The sequence below is a fragment of the Oceanobacillus aidingensis genome, from assembly GCF_042654105.1.
GTDB lineage: Bacteria > Bacillota > Bacilli > Bacillales > Amphibacillaceae > Oceanobacillus > Oceanobacillus oncorhynchi.
Map to the genome: position 1 here is coordinate 126,855 of NZ_JBHSFT010000010.1, position 15,791 is coordinate 142,645.

A 15,791-nucleotide genomic window follows, 5' to 3' on the forward strand; every position below is an offset into this window, starting at 1 on the left:
ACAGCCAGAACCTGTGCCATGAGGCTATCCTTCCACATCCTCGCCAATAATCCGCACTTCCCGCTCTAACTGCACATCAAATTTCTCTTTTACCGTCGCTTGAACAAATTGAATTAAGGAAATATATTCGGAAGCCGTTGCATTTTGTTTATTTACAATAAAACCGGCATGCTTTGTGGAGACTTCTGCTCCGCCAATTTGCTTCCCTTGAAGATTACAGTCTTGGATCAGCTTACCGGCAAAAAAACCGGGCGGGCGTTTGAACACACTGCCGCAAGACGGGTACTCGAGCGGCTGTTTGGATTCTCTTTTATATGTAAGATCATCCATCATTTCTTTAATTTCTTCTTTGTTCCCGGGCTTTAACGCGAATGTTGCTTCCAACACAATATAACCGTTGTCCGGGATGTTACTTGTGCGATAGCTGAGATCTAATTGCTCTGCTGTTAATGTCAGCAGTTCGCCGTCCTTTGTCGCAACTACCGTACTTTCCAGCGCATCTTTAATTTCTCCGCCATATGCACCTGCATTCATATATAGCGCTCCGCCGACGGAACCTGGAATACCGCAGGCAAACTCTAAACCGGCAAGCTCTTCATTTAAAGCAAAACGGGAAGCATCAATAATTCTTGCTCCGCTCTGAGAGATAACTTTATCTTCTTCTCTCCAAATAGCTGACAGCTGCTGCAGGTTCATAACGATCCCGCGGATGCCGCCATCCTTCACAATCAGATTAGAACCATTTCCAAGCATTGTAAATGGGACATTTTCCTGATTAGCAAAGCGAATAATCGCCTGCACTTCCTCGTAAGTGGACGGAGTAATGTAAAAATCCGCTTCCCCGCCTAATTTCGTATACGTATGTTCTCTAATCGGCTCATTCATCAATACATTCTCTTTTTTCGTATGTTGAATTAATTGATCATAAAGATGATGGTATTTATTCATGCTATCATTCCTTTAATTTGTCAAAATCTTTTCTCTATTTGACCTTTATATTCTCATTCTTTTCCTACTTTGTTAAAAACAGGCATTCATCTTACTCCAGTTGAGCATTTCCGCATAACTGAAGTAAGATCATTTGATAAATCAATCCTATACCATTGTAGTTGATTCACTTTAATCTTGCCACAAAAAGCTATGAATCAATTTATCAATTTGCATACTTTCGTGCAGGGCACTGTGTGTCAGCTGCGGGTCATCAATAATCGTCTCTTTGAAATTTTGTTCGGGTATCATACTCCTCAGTGCCTTCACACTTTCCGGAACAGCAACGGAATCACCTGTACTGGCAATGCTGTAAACATCCACATCCGCAGGAAACATATTCTGCTGCAGCATATTTATCGCATGCGAATCGGGTTTCAAATCTTCTGCAGCTGCATCTTGATGAATTTCAAAATATCTTTCATTATAAATACCATCAAATGGACTGCCGATGGCTACAAGTTTATTAACAGATGGATAGTCATTCCTTGCATATTCCATCGTATATTTCACAGCAAGAATACCGCCCATAGAATGTCCGACCAGGTTAACTTCCTCCACTCGATAATTTTCCTTTAGATGAAGAAGCACTGCCGCAATCCATTCTGTACTTTCCTCAAAGCTTGCACGATTATCCTCTAAAACAATCTGTACAAACATGGGCGCATATCTCCCGTTATTTAAGTTATAATCGACAATATCTCCGTTCTCTGTCACATAGTAGATAAATCCTTTATTTCCCCATTGGTACATATTTTCAAAACGGTCAAGCATATGACCAAATGAATTCTCCGTTCCTTTATAACCATGTATAAAAATCGTCGGTGCACCGGTATACTCCTCTGCTTGCGTTTCATCGTTCTGGTAAAAATAAATACCTGTTGCAATGGCGCAGATAACCAGGAGACCCAGGACAATACCTGCAATCTTCTTTCTCATTTATTTCCCTCAATTTCTGTTGTAAATCTAAGTACATCTCATGCTCTGAAGTACATAGCTATTATAACATCCTTCCTTTGCTGGAACACCATTTCTTCTACTTTATGTGTTTATTTTTTTACTTCATTGGCATATTTTTTATCAGGAATTAAAATACAAATTTTAAGAAAATAATGATTGAAAAATAAGTACCTGCAGGAAGCCCTCTGTTCATTCCTCCGCCATGGGTATCTATAAAAAGAAAGCAAATAGAATCTGCTTTTTAAACAGCATTCTATTTGCTTTCAATCATTATTGGGCAATCCGTTCATAAAAATATCCCGTCCGATAATTCATTTCTGCTTATAAGTCTTTATTGCCCTCTATTCATAATATGATTAATGATGATGGTCGTCATCTTCATGCTCATGATCGTGGTCATGATCGCCTTCCTCACCATCTTCATGCTCATGATCCTCGCCTTCATGGTCGTCAATCGTAATTTCTGTAACCGGAGACTTGGCAACTGGATTATGATCATCATCGTAAAGAACCGCAAGAACTTCCTGTCCATCTACTTCTGCATCACCCATATAAGAATCCCCGTATTGATCTTCTGCCACCGTCCATTCCTCTTCAGCAGAATCACGTATGTACCAGTGCCAATGATCCAAATCTTCCTCTTCTGTTACTGCCTCTAATTTAAAAACATCGCCTGTATGGTAATGGTCGGATAACCCTTCAATTTCGATATTTTCCGGCACATCCTCGAAGGAAACCGCTTCGTCATCATAATCATGGTTATGCTCTTCTTCTTCATGATTTCCTTCTGGCTCTTCCTGGCTGGCTGTCCCTTCATCTTGATTATCTGCTTCTTCATTTCCGGACTGACAGCCAGCTATAAACAGGAAACTAATTAAGCCTAATATAATTCCTAATTGCCAAAACTTCTTCATAAAAAACACTCCTTCCATAATGCGTAATGATTACGTTTCGTAACGATTACGATTAAAATTATACATAGATGCCTTTTAGTGGTCAAGTGATTTTTTTAAGGTACTATTCTTCATAGACATGAAAATATGCTGCCATACTACGCTGATCGAATGATATGATTTCTGCTTCCACTAATCGTTTGGGCAAAAATGGCCTGAAACCTGATTCAACCCTTATAAATAAAAGTCTCAAGCTCCCACGAACAAATATCCTGGGAGCTTGAGACTTTTATTTATCCTTTATTTCACAACAAGCACTTTACACGCTGCCTGATGAACGATTTGCGTACTGACACTGCCAAGAAGAAGCCTTCCTACTCCGCCAAGCCCCCGGCTTCCTATAACGATTAAATCTATTTCCTTCTCTTTGGCATATTCAATTACTTTATAACCCGGATTACGGAAAGAATAATCTATCAAAACCTCTGTTTCACATGTTATCCCATCCGCTTCCAGATCATTATATACTTCTTGGATGGCAGGGCGCGCTTCCTCTGCCAAATCATTCATAAAAGTGCGGGCAAGAGCGGCATTCACCGTTGGCCCTCCATTGGAGATTACGGTAACAACATGTACAACGGCATCTTCAGCAAGTTTCACCTGCTCTTTGGCTTCTTCTATTGCTTTTTTACTAAGGTCGGAGCCGTCATAAGCTACTAATACATTCATACTCATCCCTATTCCTCCCTATTTCGTATTATATTCCTACTATTATCGTAACACATTTCTGTTAAAACGGTTACATGTTCAATAGAAGTGTTGAAAAAGCGTCATTAATTTACGCAGTGTAACTGACTGTAAGAATCCCGACTCCTAAACCAAGAAATACGGTGTTTCATTGCGGAAGTTCTAACAGTCAGTAACGACCAATTAGTTCTACTTGCAGCCACCCCCGCTGAATTGCCTTTTTATTTTATGGAGTGATATTGGACCTCGTCTTCATTCATACTGCATATATAAGAAAAACCGCAATCTGTTAATATCTCTTTAGCCTCTTCAAAATGAGCAGCAATCTCTTCCGGACGGTGCGCATCAGAACCTAATGTGATAATTTCTCCGCCAAGCTTACGGTATAAGCGCAATAAATTTTTACTTGGCAGCGGTGCATTCATGCCATATTTATAGCCGGATGTGTTTAATTCGATTCCCTTGCCTTCTGAAATAACCAGTTTTAATATTTCTTCCATAATATCCTGCGGCACATGCTCCCAGCCCCCAGAGGCATATCTGCTGACTAAATCAAGATGGCCTAAAATATGATAGTTTTTAAAATTTTTCAGGCATTCATAGTACTCTTCAAAATAAATACGATATGCTTCATCTACGGTTCTATCTTCAAAAAATTCACCGGAATGCAAATCCTGTTTATTCGCAGAGTGCATGGAACAAATGATAAATTCCGGATCCAGCCGTTCAATAAAATCGGAAGTTTCCTTAAGCACATGCGGCTGCACACCTACCTCAATTCCCTTGCGGATTTTAATCCTGTCCTGATACTTCTCCCGCAGCCCTTCTAATTTTTTTTGATAAGCTTCTGTATCAAAGCTAAAATCCCACTCCTTATCCGGGTAGTCCACATCTAAATGCTCGGTGAACGCAATTTCCTCCATCCCTTTGTTTATTGCTTCCTGAACCATCTCCTCCATCTCTGCCTCACAATCTGCCGAAAAGCTTGAATGCATATGAAAATCGTACATAAAAGTTATGCTCCTTTCATTGACTTTTTTTCTGAACATTACTATAATACTAAATAACTTTAATTAGATAAAGCATTAAATTGATAAAGTGTTGAATACGAAGGAGAATTTTATGAGAAATAAACAACTGCTTCATAACATGTTTTACCCGAAACAATTTTCAAAAAAACGTCATGTTATCCATACATTAACCGGCCGCTTTTCTAAATTTGGATATCAGCAGGTGGAGACACCCGTTTTTGAAAATTATGATTTATATAACGATGTTCAAGGGACCGTCAATACAGCCGATATGCTGAAGCTGATCGACCCTTCTGGAAAAGTGCTCGTACTGCGGCCGGATGCAACCATCCCGATTGCCAGACATTATACCAATTTGCAGGAGGAAGTAGCAACCGGACGCCTCTCCTATGTGCTGGATATTTTCCGTTCCACGACAGAAGAACGCTCCCGCACACAAGCAGGTGTAGAGCTATTTGGAGAACGTACGCCGGAAGCTGATGCAGAGCTGATTGCATTAGCTGTAACCAGCTTAAAAGAATTAGAGATTCCTTCTTTTAAAATAGAAATTGGTCATGCTGCTTTTTATAAAGAATTATTACGCGAGGCTGACCTGGACGCCATGCAGCAGAAAGAACTGGATCAATATATTCAGTCGAAAAACATCTCGGAGATTGTTCCCTTTTTAAAAGACTTGGGACTGGAGGCTGCCTTAATTGAAAAGCTTCGTAAAATTCCAATGTTATACGGAGATGCAAGCTTTGTTATCGATGAAGCGGAGAATATTATCTCATCAGACAAGATGCGTGAAGAACTGGACTATGTATCAAGAGTGTACCAGCTTCTCCAGGATTATCAGGTGGATTCCTATATTTCGATCAACCTTGGCCTGATCAACCATATGAATTATTATTCCGGCATTATCTTTCAGGGCTTTGCGGAGGGGCTTGGCCAGCCCATTATGATGGGAGGACGCTATGATTATTTAACCCGCTCCTTTCATCAGGAAACGCCGGCAATCGGCTTTGCTTTTGAGGTTGATTTGCTTGTTGACCTGCTCCCTGGCATCTTTACAGAAGCTGAGATAATCCAGCTTCGTTATGAAGCTTCTGAACGCCAGCATGCTTTTCAACTCGCCGAATTGTTCCGGGAAGCAAATCAGACAGTCATTGTAAAGGCGTTCGATAAAAAGGAAAATCGCTCTGATTCACCGGAGATACTCGTAAAATCCGAAGAGATAGTATATAGTAAACAAAAAGAAGCAGCAGTGTTTAAGACAAATCAGGAATTACTAGATTGGTATTTTAGAAAGGACGTTAAATGATGCAGCCAGTAACTATCGCTTTAGCCAAAGGCCGCCCTGCAAAGCAATCGATTGATTTACTAGAAGCAGCAGGAATCCATTTTGAAGGGTTTCATGAAAAAACCCGTAAGCTCGTTTTTTTTAATAAAGATAAGACATTACGGTTAATCTTTTTAAAAGGGATGGATGTTCCGATTTATGTTGAAAAAGGCGCTGCGGATATCGGGATTGTCGGCAGAGATAATATTATTGAAACAGAAGCAGATGTTTATGAAATTCTTGATTTAGGGATTGGAAAATGTAAATTCTCTGTCGCCGGAAAAAAAGGAGTCTCTCTACCTGATAATCAGTCGTTAACGATTGGCACCAAATATCCGAATATTGCCAAGAAATTTTTTGACAAACGTAATCAGACAATTGAGACCGTACATCTCAATGGATCCGTTGAGCTGGCGCCATTAATTGGACTTGCGGATTACATCGTTGATATTGTCGAGACAGGAAACACCCTGCATGAAAATGGATTAGAGGTATTAGCAGATATCGAAACCATCAGTACAAAATTTATTGTGAATAAAGCAAGCTTCGTAACACGTTCAAAAGAAATTCAAGATGTACTAAAAAAATTGGAACAGGTTGTGATTGAGAAAAATGCAAATTCTCCGTTATGAAACATATAAACAAAATGCAGTAAATACTGAAAAAGCAACACAGCTGATGCAGCGAAATTTAGATGAGCAGGTTTTGGAAATTATCCGTGCTGTACAGGAGCACGGTGATGAAGCAGCGTTTGCATATACTAAAAAATTTGATAAAGCTGATTTATCCTCCTTGCTCGTTTCTGATGAGGAATGGAATATTGCCTTTGATAAAGTAAAATCTGAACAGCCAGCTCTCTTTCAAGCATTAACAGAAGCTGCGGAAAACATTCGCCAGTACCAGCGACGAACCAAAGAAGAAGGTTTTCAGTTCAGCCCGCAGCCCGGCATTCGTCTTGGTCAAAAAATAACCCCGCTGGAGCGTGTCGGAGTCTACGTTCCCGGAGGAAAAGCAAGCTATCCTTCCACGGTATTAATGGATGTGATTCCAGCTGTCGTTGCCGGTGTCGAGCAGGTTGTGATTACAACCCCTCCCCGCCCCGACGGAACGATTGATCCTGTTGTACTGACAGCAGCAAAAATCGCCGGTGCGGATCAGGTATTCAAAATTGGCGGCGCTCAGGCTGTTGCTGCTCTGGCCTATGGAACAGAGAGTCTCCCTAAAGCTGACAAAATCGTTGGACCCGGGAATGCATTTGTCGCCCGTGCGAAAAAATGGGTGTTTGGCGATGTTGCCATTGATATGATTGCAGGTCCAAGTGAGATTTGTGCCTTTGCTGATAATACCGTCCCTCCTTCCTACGTTGCCGCTGATTTATTATCCCAGGCGGAACATGCAGAGGATGCTGCCTCAATTTGTGTGACAACAGATGCTGCTTATGCAGAGAAAGTACAAAAAGAGGTTGAGCGGCAAATTCCTTTACTGGAGCGGGCAGCTATTATCCGTGAATCGATTCAGACAAACGGAAAAATTATTATCTGCGAGGATGAAGCACAAGCAATCGAATTAATTAACACGATTGCTCCGGAGCATCTGCAATTAATGGGAAATAATGCGGAAGAACAAGTGGAGAAAATTAAGCATGCTGGAGCTATTTTTATCGGTCCGTATTCCAGCGAACCTTTAGGTGACTATTTTGCTGGCCCTAACCATACGCTGCCGACAAATGGGACCGCTCGCTTTTCCTCCCCGCTCGGTGTGTATGACTTCATGAAAAAATCGAGCACCATTCATTATTCAAAGGAACGGCTGCTGGATTATGCTGATACCATTATCACAATTGCTGAAGCGGAAGGCTTAACCGGCCACGCCAATGCAATTCGAATTCGAAAGGAGAACAACGATGCGTCAAGCTGAAAAAGAACGGCAAACCAAAGAAACGAATATATCCCTTGCTCTTAACGTAGATGGAGAAGGAAAATCAGAATTAAAAACAGGGGTCGGCTTTTTAGATCATATGCTGACTCTCTTTACCAAACACGGCGGATTAGATTTGCAGGTCGCATGTGACGGAGATTTAGAGGTAGACCAGCATCATACGGTAGAAGACATCGGCATTGTGCTTGGTCAGGCATTTAATGAAGCATTAGGAACAAAGGAAAGCATTAAACGCTATGCAACAGCAACAACACCAATGGATGAATCTCTTTCCTCCATTTCCATCGATATCAGCGGCCGCTCCTTTTTAGTTTATCGTGTAGACGGGTTAAAGGACAAAGTCGGGAATTTCGATACCGAATTAGTGGAAGAGTTTCTGATTGGCTTCACCAGCCATGCCAAGGTGACCCTTCATGTGGAAGTTTTATACGGAACCAATACACATCATATGATTGAATCCATCTTCAAAGGATTGGGCAGAGCAATTCGTGAAGCGGTATCCATTGACCCGACCATAAAGGGTGTTCCTTCTACGAAAGGAAGCCTATAAGATTAAAAGGAGGCTGGGATATGATTGCCATTATTGACTACGGTGCAGGAAATATTAAAAGCCTGCAATTTGCATTAGATAAATTAGGGAAAAACTCTAAATTGACCATGGATCCGGAAGAAATCCATCAGGCGGATTCCATTATTCTTCCAGGCGTCGGCGCCTTCAAGGATGCGATGGAAGCATTACAGCGCTACAAATTAGATACGATTTTGAAAAAAGAAGCGGCAAGCGGCAAGCCAATTTTAGGCATCTGTCTTGGGATGCAGCTTTTCTATGAATTCAGCGAAGAAAATGGCGGATGTACAGGACTTGGTCTTCTATCCGGTTCGGTAAAACGTATTTCAGACAGGGTCAAAGTGCCGCATATGGGCTGGAATATCCTGCAATCCAATCAGCCTCAGCGCTTATTACATCAGCTCGGAGAAAATCCATATGTTTATTTCGTCCATTCCTATGCAATTGATGAACTGGAAGAAAAAACATTGGTCGCCAGTGCCGATTATGGCGGACGCGTACCAGCAATCGTGCAGGATAAAAATATAACAGGAATGCAATTTCACCCGGAAAAAAGCGGGGATATCGGTATTGCATTATTGAAAAATTATGAGGAGATGATTTCATGATCATTTTTCCAGCAATTGATGTGAAAGATGGCAACTGTGTCCGCTTAAAGCAGGGCGATTATAATCAGCAGACAACCTATAATGACTCCCCGGTGGACACAGCCAAAAGATGGCAGGAAGCAGGCGGCACCTTCCTCCACATGGTCGATTTAGACGGAGCTAAAACAGGAGACCCCCAAAATAAAGAAATTATCCTTAAAACCATTCAGGCATTATCCATTCCTGTTGAAGTCGGCGGCGGTATCCGCTCCCTGGACACGATTAGAGAGTACGTGGAAGGCGGTGCTGCCCGGGTTATCCTCGGCACCTCTGCAATCACTGATTGGGACATGCTCACTAAAGCAATTCAATTATATGGAGATAAAATCGCAGTTTCTCTCGATGCTCGGAATGGTTATATTGCAACAGATGGCTGGACAAAAAATAGCGATAAAAAAGCTGCTGACCTTGCGAAGGAATTAGAAGCAGCCGGCTTAACAACGATTGTATATACGGATATTTTAAAGGATGGCATGCTGCGCGGACCGAATCTGGAGGAGCTGAAAGCGATGCAGGAAGCAACCAATATGAATATCATTGCTTCCGGCGGGGTTTCCCGAAAAGAGGATGTTGCCAGCCTTCAGGCACTTGACCTTTACGGGGCAATTATTGGAAAAGCGCTATATGATGGTACTATTCAACTGGAAGACGTTGTAGAGGAGGACAATCATGCTCGCTAAACGCATTATCCCCTGTCTGGATGTAGATAAAGGCCGGGTCGTTAAAGGTAAGAAATTTCAGGACATCAAGGACGTTGCTAATCCGGTGGAATTGGCTGCCCGCTATAACCGTGAAGGAGCAGATGAACTTGTTTTTTACGATATTACTGCCTCCAACGAAGAGCGAAACATTTTTCTGGATGTCGTTGAACAAGTTGCACGCGAAATTGCTATCCCTTTTATGGTCGGCGGCGGTATCCGTACCACCCAGGATATTCACAGTGTGCTTCATGCCGGCGCGGATAAAGTTTCGGTAAACAGTGCAGCTGTGCAGCGTCCAGAATTAATTAAGGAGTCCTCTGATAAGTTTGGCAGTCAATGTATCGTGCTCTCGATTGATGCAAAAAGAACAGCAGATGGTGCGTTCCATGTATTTATTAACGGCGGAAGAAAAGATACCGGGATAGATGCAGTGGAATGGGCGAAACGCGGAGAAGTACTCGGGGCAGGCGAGCTGGTTGTCAATGCCATGGATGCAGACGGTGAAAAAAATGGCTTTCAAATCGAATTAACCAAGAAAATTGCAGATGCCGTCAATATCCCTGTGATTGCCAGCGGCGGCGCAGGTAAAATAGAGCATTTCTCAGAAGTTTTTGCAGAAGGTATCGATGCTGCACTTGCTGCATCTGTCTTTCATTACGAGGAGATTCCTATTCCGGAATTAAAAGAATATTTATCCTCACAAGGAATACCAATGAGGAGGAAAGCATAATGGAGATTTCAATCAAATACGATGAAAATGGACTCGTTCCGGCTATTGTTCAGGATTACGCAACGGGAAAAGTATTGACTTTAGCTTATATGAACGAGGTTGCTTTAGTAAAAACATTAGAAACCGGGGAAACCTGGTTCTATTCCCGCAGCCGTAAGGAGCTCTGGAATAAAGGGGAAACTTCCGGAAATAAGCAGATAGTCAAAAACATTTCAGTGGATTGTGATCAGGACGCTTTAGTTGTCCAGGTACAGCCGCTTGGCCCTGCCTGCCATAAAGGCACAACGACCTGCTTTGAAACAACCTTATCTGAAACAGAAAAACCGTTATTCTCTATCGTTAATGAGCTGACCGACAAAATCAAAGACCGTAAAGAAAACCCGCAGGAAGGCGCTTATACAACGTACCTGTTTAATAAAGGATTAGATAAGATTCTTAAAAAAATCGGTGAAGAGTCGACGGAGGTCGTTATCGGCGCAAAAAATAATGATAAAGAGGAATTAACCAATGAGCTAGCTGATTTATTGTATCACTCCCTTGTTTTAATGGAGGAGCAAGGCGTAAGTTCCAAAGATATTAAAAAAATATTGAACGAACGCCATATTGAAAAAGAGGGACAGCACCGTGAGTAGATTTTGGAATCCTTTAATCGAACAGCTGGAACCTTATATTCCCGGGGAACAATTAGATGATTCATCCATTATTAAATTAAATACGAATGAAAACCCTTTTCCCCCCTCTCCAAACGTTATTGCAGCGATTGAGGAGGAGGCAAGGACGAAATTGCAGCTTTACCCTTCCCCTGCTGTCGATAATCTCAGAGAGGAAATTGGAGGCTGCTATGGATTAAAAAAAGAACAGGTTTTTATCGGCAATGGTTCCGATGAAGTGCTTGCGCTTAGTTTTATGACTTTTTTTGAACCTGGGAAGGCCATTAAATACCCAGATATCACCTACAGCTTCTACCCTGTATATGCAAAGCTTTATCAGCTGGATGTAGAGGAAGTGGCGTTGGAGGATGATTTCACCATCTCTCCCCCATCACTCTTTAACGCAGAAGGCGGCGTTATTTTTCCCAATCCGAACGCACCGACCAGCTTATACATGGAGCTGGAAGCGATAGAAGAAATCTTAAAAAATAATCCTGATCAGATTGTGATTGTGGATGAAGCATACGTTGACTTTGCTAAAGCATCAGCTGCTTCCCTGATAGACAGCTATCCGAATTTACTTGTTATACAAACCCTGTCTAAATCCCGTTCGCTTGCCGGCCTCCGTGTAGGTATGGCGATGGGTCATAAAGATCTGATTGACGGATTAACGCGGGTAAAAGATTCGTTTAATTCCTATACGATTGACCGGTTAGCCATTGCCGGCGCTATGGAAGCATTCCGGGATACTGCTTATTTTGAAAAAACGAGAAACGAAATTATTAAAACGAGAGAGTACTTTCGGCAGGAATTAGAGAAAAGAGACTTCCATGTCCTTCCTTCTCAAGCCAATTTTGTGCTTGCTTCACCGGCAGGGATAGAGGCTGAGAAACTGTTTATGGAGCTGAAGCAGGCCGGCTTCCTAATCCGCTATTTTAATAAACCAAAGCTGGAAAACTATTTACGGATTTCCATTGGGACAAAGGAACAGATGACGAAGCTATTACACGCTATAGATTACATTATTGAAAAATAAGGTATTTATTTTAACCAAGCAGAATAGGTTCATGGAAAGCCGTTAGAGGAAATCCTCTAATGGCTTTTTATATAGCGAAAATTAAGGTTTATATATTTTTCAGAAGTGTATATATAAAATAAGGAATATTTTTAAATCTGTCCTTATTCCGGTGGCTTGATAAACAATCTATTTTCTATGATTGTTTAAGAATTAACAGATAAAACGAATTCTATTCAAAAAAGGAGAATGATAATGAGCACAAATATTTATGGCAATACACCGCCGCTGTTAGGAGCGAGAAATCTGACAAACCAAAAGAATCCTGATACCGATGTACTAATCTATGGCGTACCTTGGGAAGGCGCCTGTACATGGGGAGATTATACGGGCTGTGAGCTTGGTCCAAAGCAAATTCGTTTATCCTCTGCCAGATACAGTACATATCTGCCGGAATTAGACCATATCAATGTAGAAGACCATCTAAGTTTAGGCGATGTCGGCGATGTCAGCATCGTTCCTCATGATGTACCGGAAACCATGAATCGAATTGAGGACTTTGCAGAAAATCTGTGGAAAAGCGGGAAGTTTCTAGTCGGACTTGGCGGAGACCACGGTATTACTTATCCGATTGTAAAAGGCCTGACCAACACAGGCAAAAAAGTAGGTATTATTCACCTTGATTCCCATTATGATAATATGCCGCATCATGAAGGAGATAAGTTCGCCAGAAGCACCCCTTTTATGCGCTTATATGAAACGGAAGGTGTACGTAACGAAAGCTTGATTCATACAGGAATCAAAGGCCCGCGTAATAAACCGGAAACAGGCAAGCATGCAAATGAAGCCGGCGCTGTAACGATAACCATCAATGACATCCGCGAGCAAAGTGATTTAAAGAAATATGCAAATGAAATCTATAAGATGGCTTCCAAGGACGTTGATGTTGTTTATTTGACGATTTGCAGTGATGTGCTTGATTTTGCTTTCAATCCGGGCGGACCAGTGGACGGAAATGGATTGACTTCCTATGAGCTTCTGACAATGATTTATGAATTTGCTAAACGCGGCCTTTGCGGGATGGATTTTGTAGAGGTCTATCCGCAGCAGGATTTCAATCAAAATTCAGCACATTTTGTATCGACAGCCGTGCTGTATGTATTGGCCGGTCATGTTCATGGCGGGCAAGCCAAGTAAGCAGGAAAAGGGAGCTTCCCCTTCCTGCTTATCATACAAAGGAGGCGTTTTACTTGGCGCAATCAAAATTAGTTGAGAAGCTCAAAATCATTGGACCGGGTGCTATCATTACAGCATCTTTTATCGGCCCCGGTACAGTAACGACTGCGACAAGAGCAGGGGCAGGATTTGGTTTTGCTTTATTATGGGCAGTTATTTTCTCCATTATAGCGACGATTTTCCTGCAGGAAATGGTAGCCAGAATTGGAATTGTAACAAAACAGGGCTTAGGAGAAAACATTCGCGAATTATTCCAGAATCAAATTCTAAAATTCGCATCCGTATGGATTGTCCTTATTGCGGTTTGTGTAGGCTGTGCCGCATACATAAGCGGAGATTTATTAGGAACCTCTCTAGGTGTTTCTTACTTAACCGGCATCTCTGAAAATTATGTTGCGCCAATTATCGGAATTATTATTTTAATGCTCAATTTACTTGGCGGTTATAAATTTATTGAAAAAGTCATGATTTTTTTAATCGTTATTATGAGTATCACCTTTATTACCACGATGTTTGTCGCCGGACCTGACGTTCTCCACGTTCTTGACGGAGCATTTATTCCATCGATTCCAGACGGATCTATTCTGATGATTATTGCTTTAATTGGTACTACCGTTGTTCCCTATAACTTCTTTATTCATGCTTCTACAGTGAGTGAGAAATGGAACAATGTAAAGGATTTAAAAGCAGTAAGAACAGATACCATCCTTTCCATTACAGTGGGCGGTATTATTACCGCAGCAATATTAATTACAGCTGGTGCATTAATCCAAGGTACAGAGGTGACAAGCGTGGTACAGCTTGCTTCCCCATTAGAGCCCCTGATGGGAGATTTAGCTCCAATATTTGTTAGTATCGGTCTCTTTGCAGCCGGTTTTTCATCTGCTATTGCTTCTCCTATGGGCGCTGCGGTGACTGTAAGCAGCTTTATGAGATGGGAAGGCGGATTTGCTAATAAGAAATATAAAACGGTCTTTAGTGTCGTCATTATTTTAGGAATTATCACTTCTGCAATTGGTTTTGAACCTCTAGAAGTATTGCTTGTCGCACAAGCATTAAATGGAATCATCCTGCCGCTTATTGCAGTTTTCATCATGGTAGTTGTGAACAGGAAAAATGCAATGGGGAAATACGTAAATCCATTATGGTTAAATATCATTGGCGGTCTGGTTACTGCGGTTGTTTTCTTTCTCGGTACGTACAGTTTAGTAGATGCTATCAGCAGCTTTTTATAAGAAAAAAAGGAAGTGCTCTCCCTTTGGAGAATCACTTCCTTTTTTATTCATGAGATTTTTTTCTTCTGTAAAGGTTCATCCTGTCTGGTATCAGGCAATCATTCGCCGACCCTGACGATCCTTCCCAGAAAAAATTCTCTCTGCTGCTTTCTAAAAATAAATTGCTTCATCTTTAGAAAGTTTTAAATTTGTTCCTCTATCTCAGCAGATTCTTTTAATTCATCTACTTTATTGGTATAAGCTTCCTGCTGTTTGTTCTGGATAACCATTTGTTCCACATCATCTCTAATTTCATCCAGGTCTTGCATTTCCTGGTCACCCATTTGTGCAGATAACTGATCATACATTTCCTGCACTTCTTCATCTGTTACTTCTGTATCTACTTCTTCTTCCATATATTGCTGTGTTGCTAAATCAAATCTGAGCTGCTGTGCAAATTGTTCTTCTGTTAAATTTAACTGCTCCAGTGATTGTTGAAAGCCTTCTTCTCCGCCGCTTTCTTTCGCCGCATCTACTTCTTCTTGCACTTCTTCATCACTTACCTCGATACCGGCATCTTCTGCTTCTTGCATAATAAGCTCTTGTTCTACAAGATAATCAATCGTTTGATCCTGTACTGCTTCTAAATCTGAAACATCCTGACCGTATTGAGCAGACATTGATTTTACTAGAGAATAAGCTGCGTTATACGCTGCTCCATTCACTTCTTCTCCATTTACAACAACAACTGGTTCCTCTTTATCTAAAAATTCATCATCAGAGAATTCTACCGGATCCGGCTCTTGCGGTGCGGCTTGCTCTTCTCCCTGTTCTTGCTGCTCTTGTCCTTGTTCAGCGCCTTCTTGCTCGCCTTCGTTATCATCATTTCCGCATGCTGCTAGAAGCATGGTGATTATCATCAATATTGTTAGTGACAGTTTCTTCATTGAAACATCCCTCGCTTTTTTGATTTGTCATGTTCCATTCAATCATACATGCTTTCCCTGTTTCAAGTTTTCAAGCATTAATTTTTGTTACAGTTCTATAACAGTATGAGTCTGTCTGACTTTTTTTATTCTTTAAAATAAGCAAGAGCAGGATTTTACGCTGCTCTTGCTTAGGTTGACCCGGAAATATAATATGAAGCAGAACC

The 15,791-nt window shown here is 41.4% G+C and carries 17 protein-coding genes; 11 read left to right on the forward strand and 6 right to left on the reverse strand.

The features are described 5' to 3' along the window. Positions 1–24: 24 nt before the first annotated feature. From murB to ACFO3P_RS07360, 5 genes are all read right to left on the reverse strand, one after another. Complete coding sequence (gene murB, locus ACFO3P_RS07340; protein WP_379542323.1) at positions 25–948, reverse strand: UDP-N-acetylmuramate dehydrogenase; 924 nt, start codon at positions 946–948, stop codon at positions 25–27. Positions 949–1,119: 171 nt separating this feature from the next. After that, positions 1,120–1,926 (reverse strand): alpha/beta fold hydrolase, encoded by an 807-nt coding sequence (locus ACFO3P_RS07345; RefSeq protein ID WP_379542324.1) that lies wholly within the window; start codon positions 1,924–1,926, stop codon positions 1,120–1,122. 377 nt (positions 1,927–2,303) lie between these two features. Next, complete coding sequence (locus tag ACFO3P_RS07350) at positions 2,304–2,861, reverse strand: hypothetical protein (protein WP_379542325.1); 558 nt, start codon at positions 2,859–2,861, stop codon at positions 2,304–2,306. A 279-nt stretch (positions 2,862–3,140) separates the two neighbouring features. Further along, the gene (locus tag ACFO3P_RS07355; protein WP_193064432.1) at positions 3,141–3,575 is read right to left on the reverse strand and encodes a universal stress protein; all 435 of its coding nucleotides are present in this window, start codon (positions 3,573–3,575) and stop codon (positions 3,141–3,143) included. Positions 3,576–3,808: 233 nt separating this feature from the next. Further along, on the reverse strand, positions 3,809–4,597 hold the full coding sequence (locus tag ACFO3P_RS07360; RefSeq protein ID WP_193064433.1) for a histidinol-phosphatase HisJ family protein: 789 nt from the start codon (positions 4,595–4,597) through the stop codon (positions 3,809–3,811). A 112-nt stretch (positions 4,598–4,709) separates the two neighbouring features. Between ACFO3P_RS07360 and hisZ the strand changes: the two genes are divergently transcribed. The 11 genes from hisZ (at position 4,710) to ACFO3P_RS07415 (ending at position 14,659) form a co-directional block, all read left to right on the forward strand. Further along, positions 4,710–5,921 (forward strand): ATP phosphoribosyltransferase regulatory subunit, encoded by a 1,212-nt coding sequence (gene hisZ, locus ACFO3P_RS07365; RefSeq protein ID WP_379542327.1) that lies wholly within the window; start codon positions 4,710–4,712, stop codon positions 5,919–5,921. After that, positions 5,921–6,571 (forward strand): ATP phosphoribosyltransferase, encoded by a 651-nt coding sequence (gene hisG, locus ACFO3P_RS07370; RefSeq protein WP_379542328.1) that lies wholly within the window; start codon positions 5,921–5,923, stop codon positions 6,569–6,571. Before hisZ ends, hisG begins: the two co-directional genes overlap by 1 nt. Beyond that, positions 6,552–7,856 (forward strand): histidinol dehydrogenase, encoded by a 1,305-nt coding sequence (gene hisD, locus ACFO3P_RS07375; protein WP_379542349.1) that lies wholly within the window; start codon positions 6,552–6,554, stop codon positions 7,854–7,856. The genes hisG and hisD overlap by 20 nt, the downstream gene beginning before the upstream one ends. Continuing rightward, positions 7,843–8,427: an imidazoleglycerol-phosphate dehydratase HisB gene (hisB, locus tag ACFO3P_RS07380; protein ID WP_042532273.1), complete on the forward strand. Its 585-nt coding sequence runs from the start codon at positions 7,843–7,845 to the stop codon at positions 8,425–8,427. The genes hisD and hisB overlap by 14 nt, the downstream gene beginning before the upstream one ends. A gap of 20 nt (positions 8,428–8,447) precedes the next feature. After that, entirely contained in the window at positions 8,448–9,053 is a 606-nt protein-coding gene (gene hisH / locus ACFO3P_RS07385) for an imidazole glycerol phosphate synthase subunit HisH (protein WP_042532271.1), read from the forward strand. Further along, positions 9,050–9,772, forward strand: a complete 723-nt coding sequence (gene hisA / locus ACFO3P_RS07390) for a 1-(5-phosphoribosyl)-5-[(5-phosphoribosylamino)methylideneamino]imidazole-4-carboxamide isomerase (protein ID WP_042532269.1) — start codon at positions 9,050–9,052, stop codon at positions 9,770–9,772. Before hisH ends, hisA begins: the two co-directional genes overlap by 4 nt. After that, a complete protein-coding gene (gene hisF, locus ACFO3P_RS07395; protein ID WP_289584767.1) occupies positions 9,762–10,523 on the forward strand; it encodes an imidazole glycerol phosphate synthase subunit HisF in 762 nt (253 codons plus the stop codon). Before hisA ends, hisF begins: the two co-directional genes overlap by 11 nt. Next, entirely contained in the window at positions 10,523–11,155 is a 633-nt protein-coding gene (hisIE, locus tag ACFO3P_RS07400; protein ID WP_042532266.1) for a bifunctional phosphoribosyl-AMP cyclohydrolase/phosphoribosyl-ATP diphosphatase HisIE, read from the forward strand. The genes hisF and hisIE overlap by 1 nt, the downstream gene beginning before the upstream one ends. Next, entirely contained in the window at positions 11,148–12,209 is a 1,062-nt protein-coding gene (hisC, locus tag ACFO3P_RS07405) for a histidinol-phosphate transaminase (RefSeq protein ID WP_042532264.1), read from the forward strand. Before hisIE ends, hisC begins: the two co-directional genes overlap by 8 nt. Positions 12,210–12,443: 234 nt before the next feature. Then, the gene (locus ACFO3P_RS07410) at positions 12,444–13,385 is read left to right on the forward strand and encodes an agmatinase family protein (protein WP_042532262.1); all 942 of its coding nucleotides are present in this window, start codon (positions 12,444–12,446) and stop codon (positions 13,383–13,385) included. Between the two features lie 53 nt (positions 13,386–13,438). Continuing rightward, positions 13,439–14,659 carry an Nramp family divalent metal transporter gene (locus ACFO3P_RS07415; RefSeq protein WP_042532261.1) on the forward strand — a complete coding sequence of 407 codons (1,221 nt, stop codon included), beginning with the start codon at positions 13,439–13,441 and terminating at the stop codon, positions 14,657–14,659. Positions 14,660–14,841: 182 nt separating this feature from the next. Here ACFO3P_RS07415 and ACFO3P_RS07420 read toward each other — a convergent pair whose 3' ends face one another. Then, positions 14,842–15,585: a SurA N-terminal domain-containing protein gene (locus ACFO3P_RS07420; protein WP_042532259.1), complete on the reverse strand. Its 744-nt coding sequence runs from the start codon at positions 15,583–15,585 to the stop codon at positions 14,842–14,844. Positions 15,586–15,791: the final 206 nt, after the last annotated feature.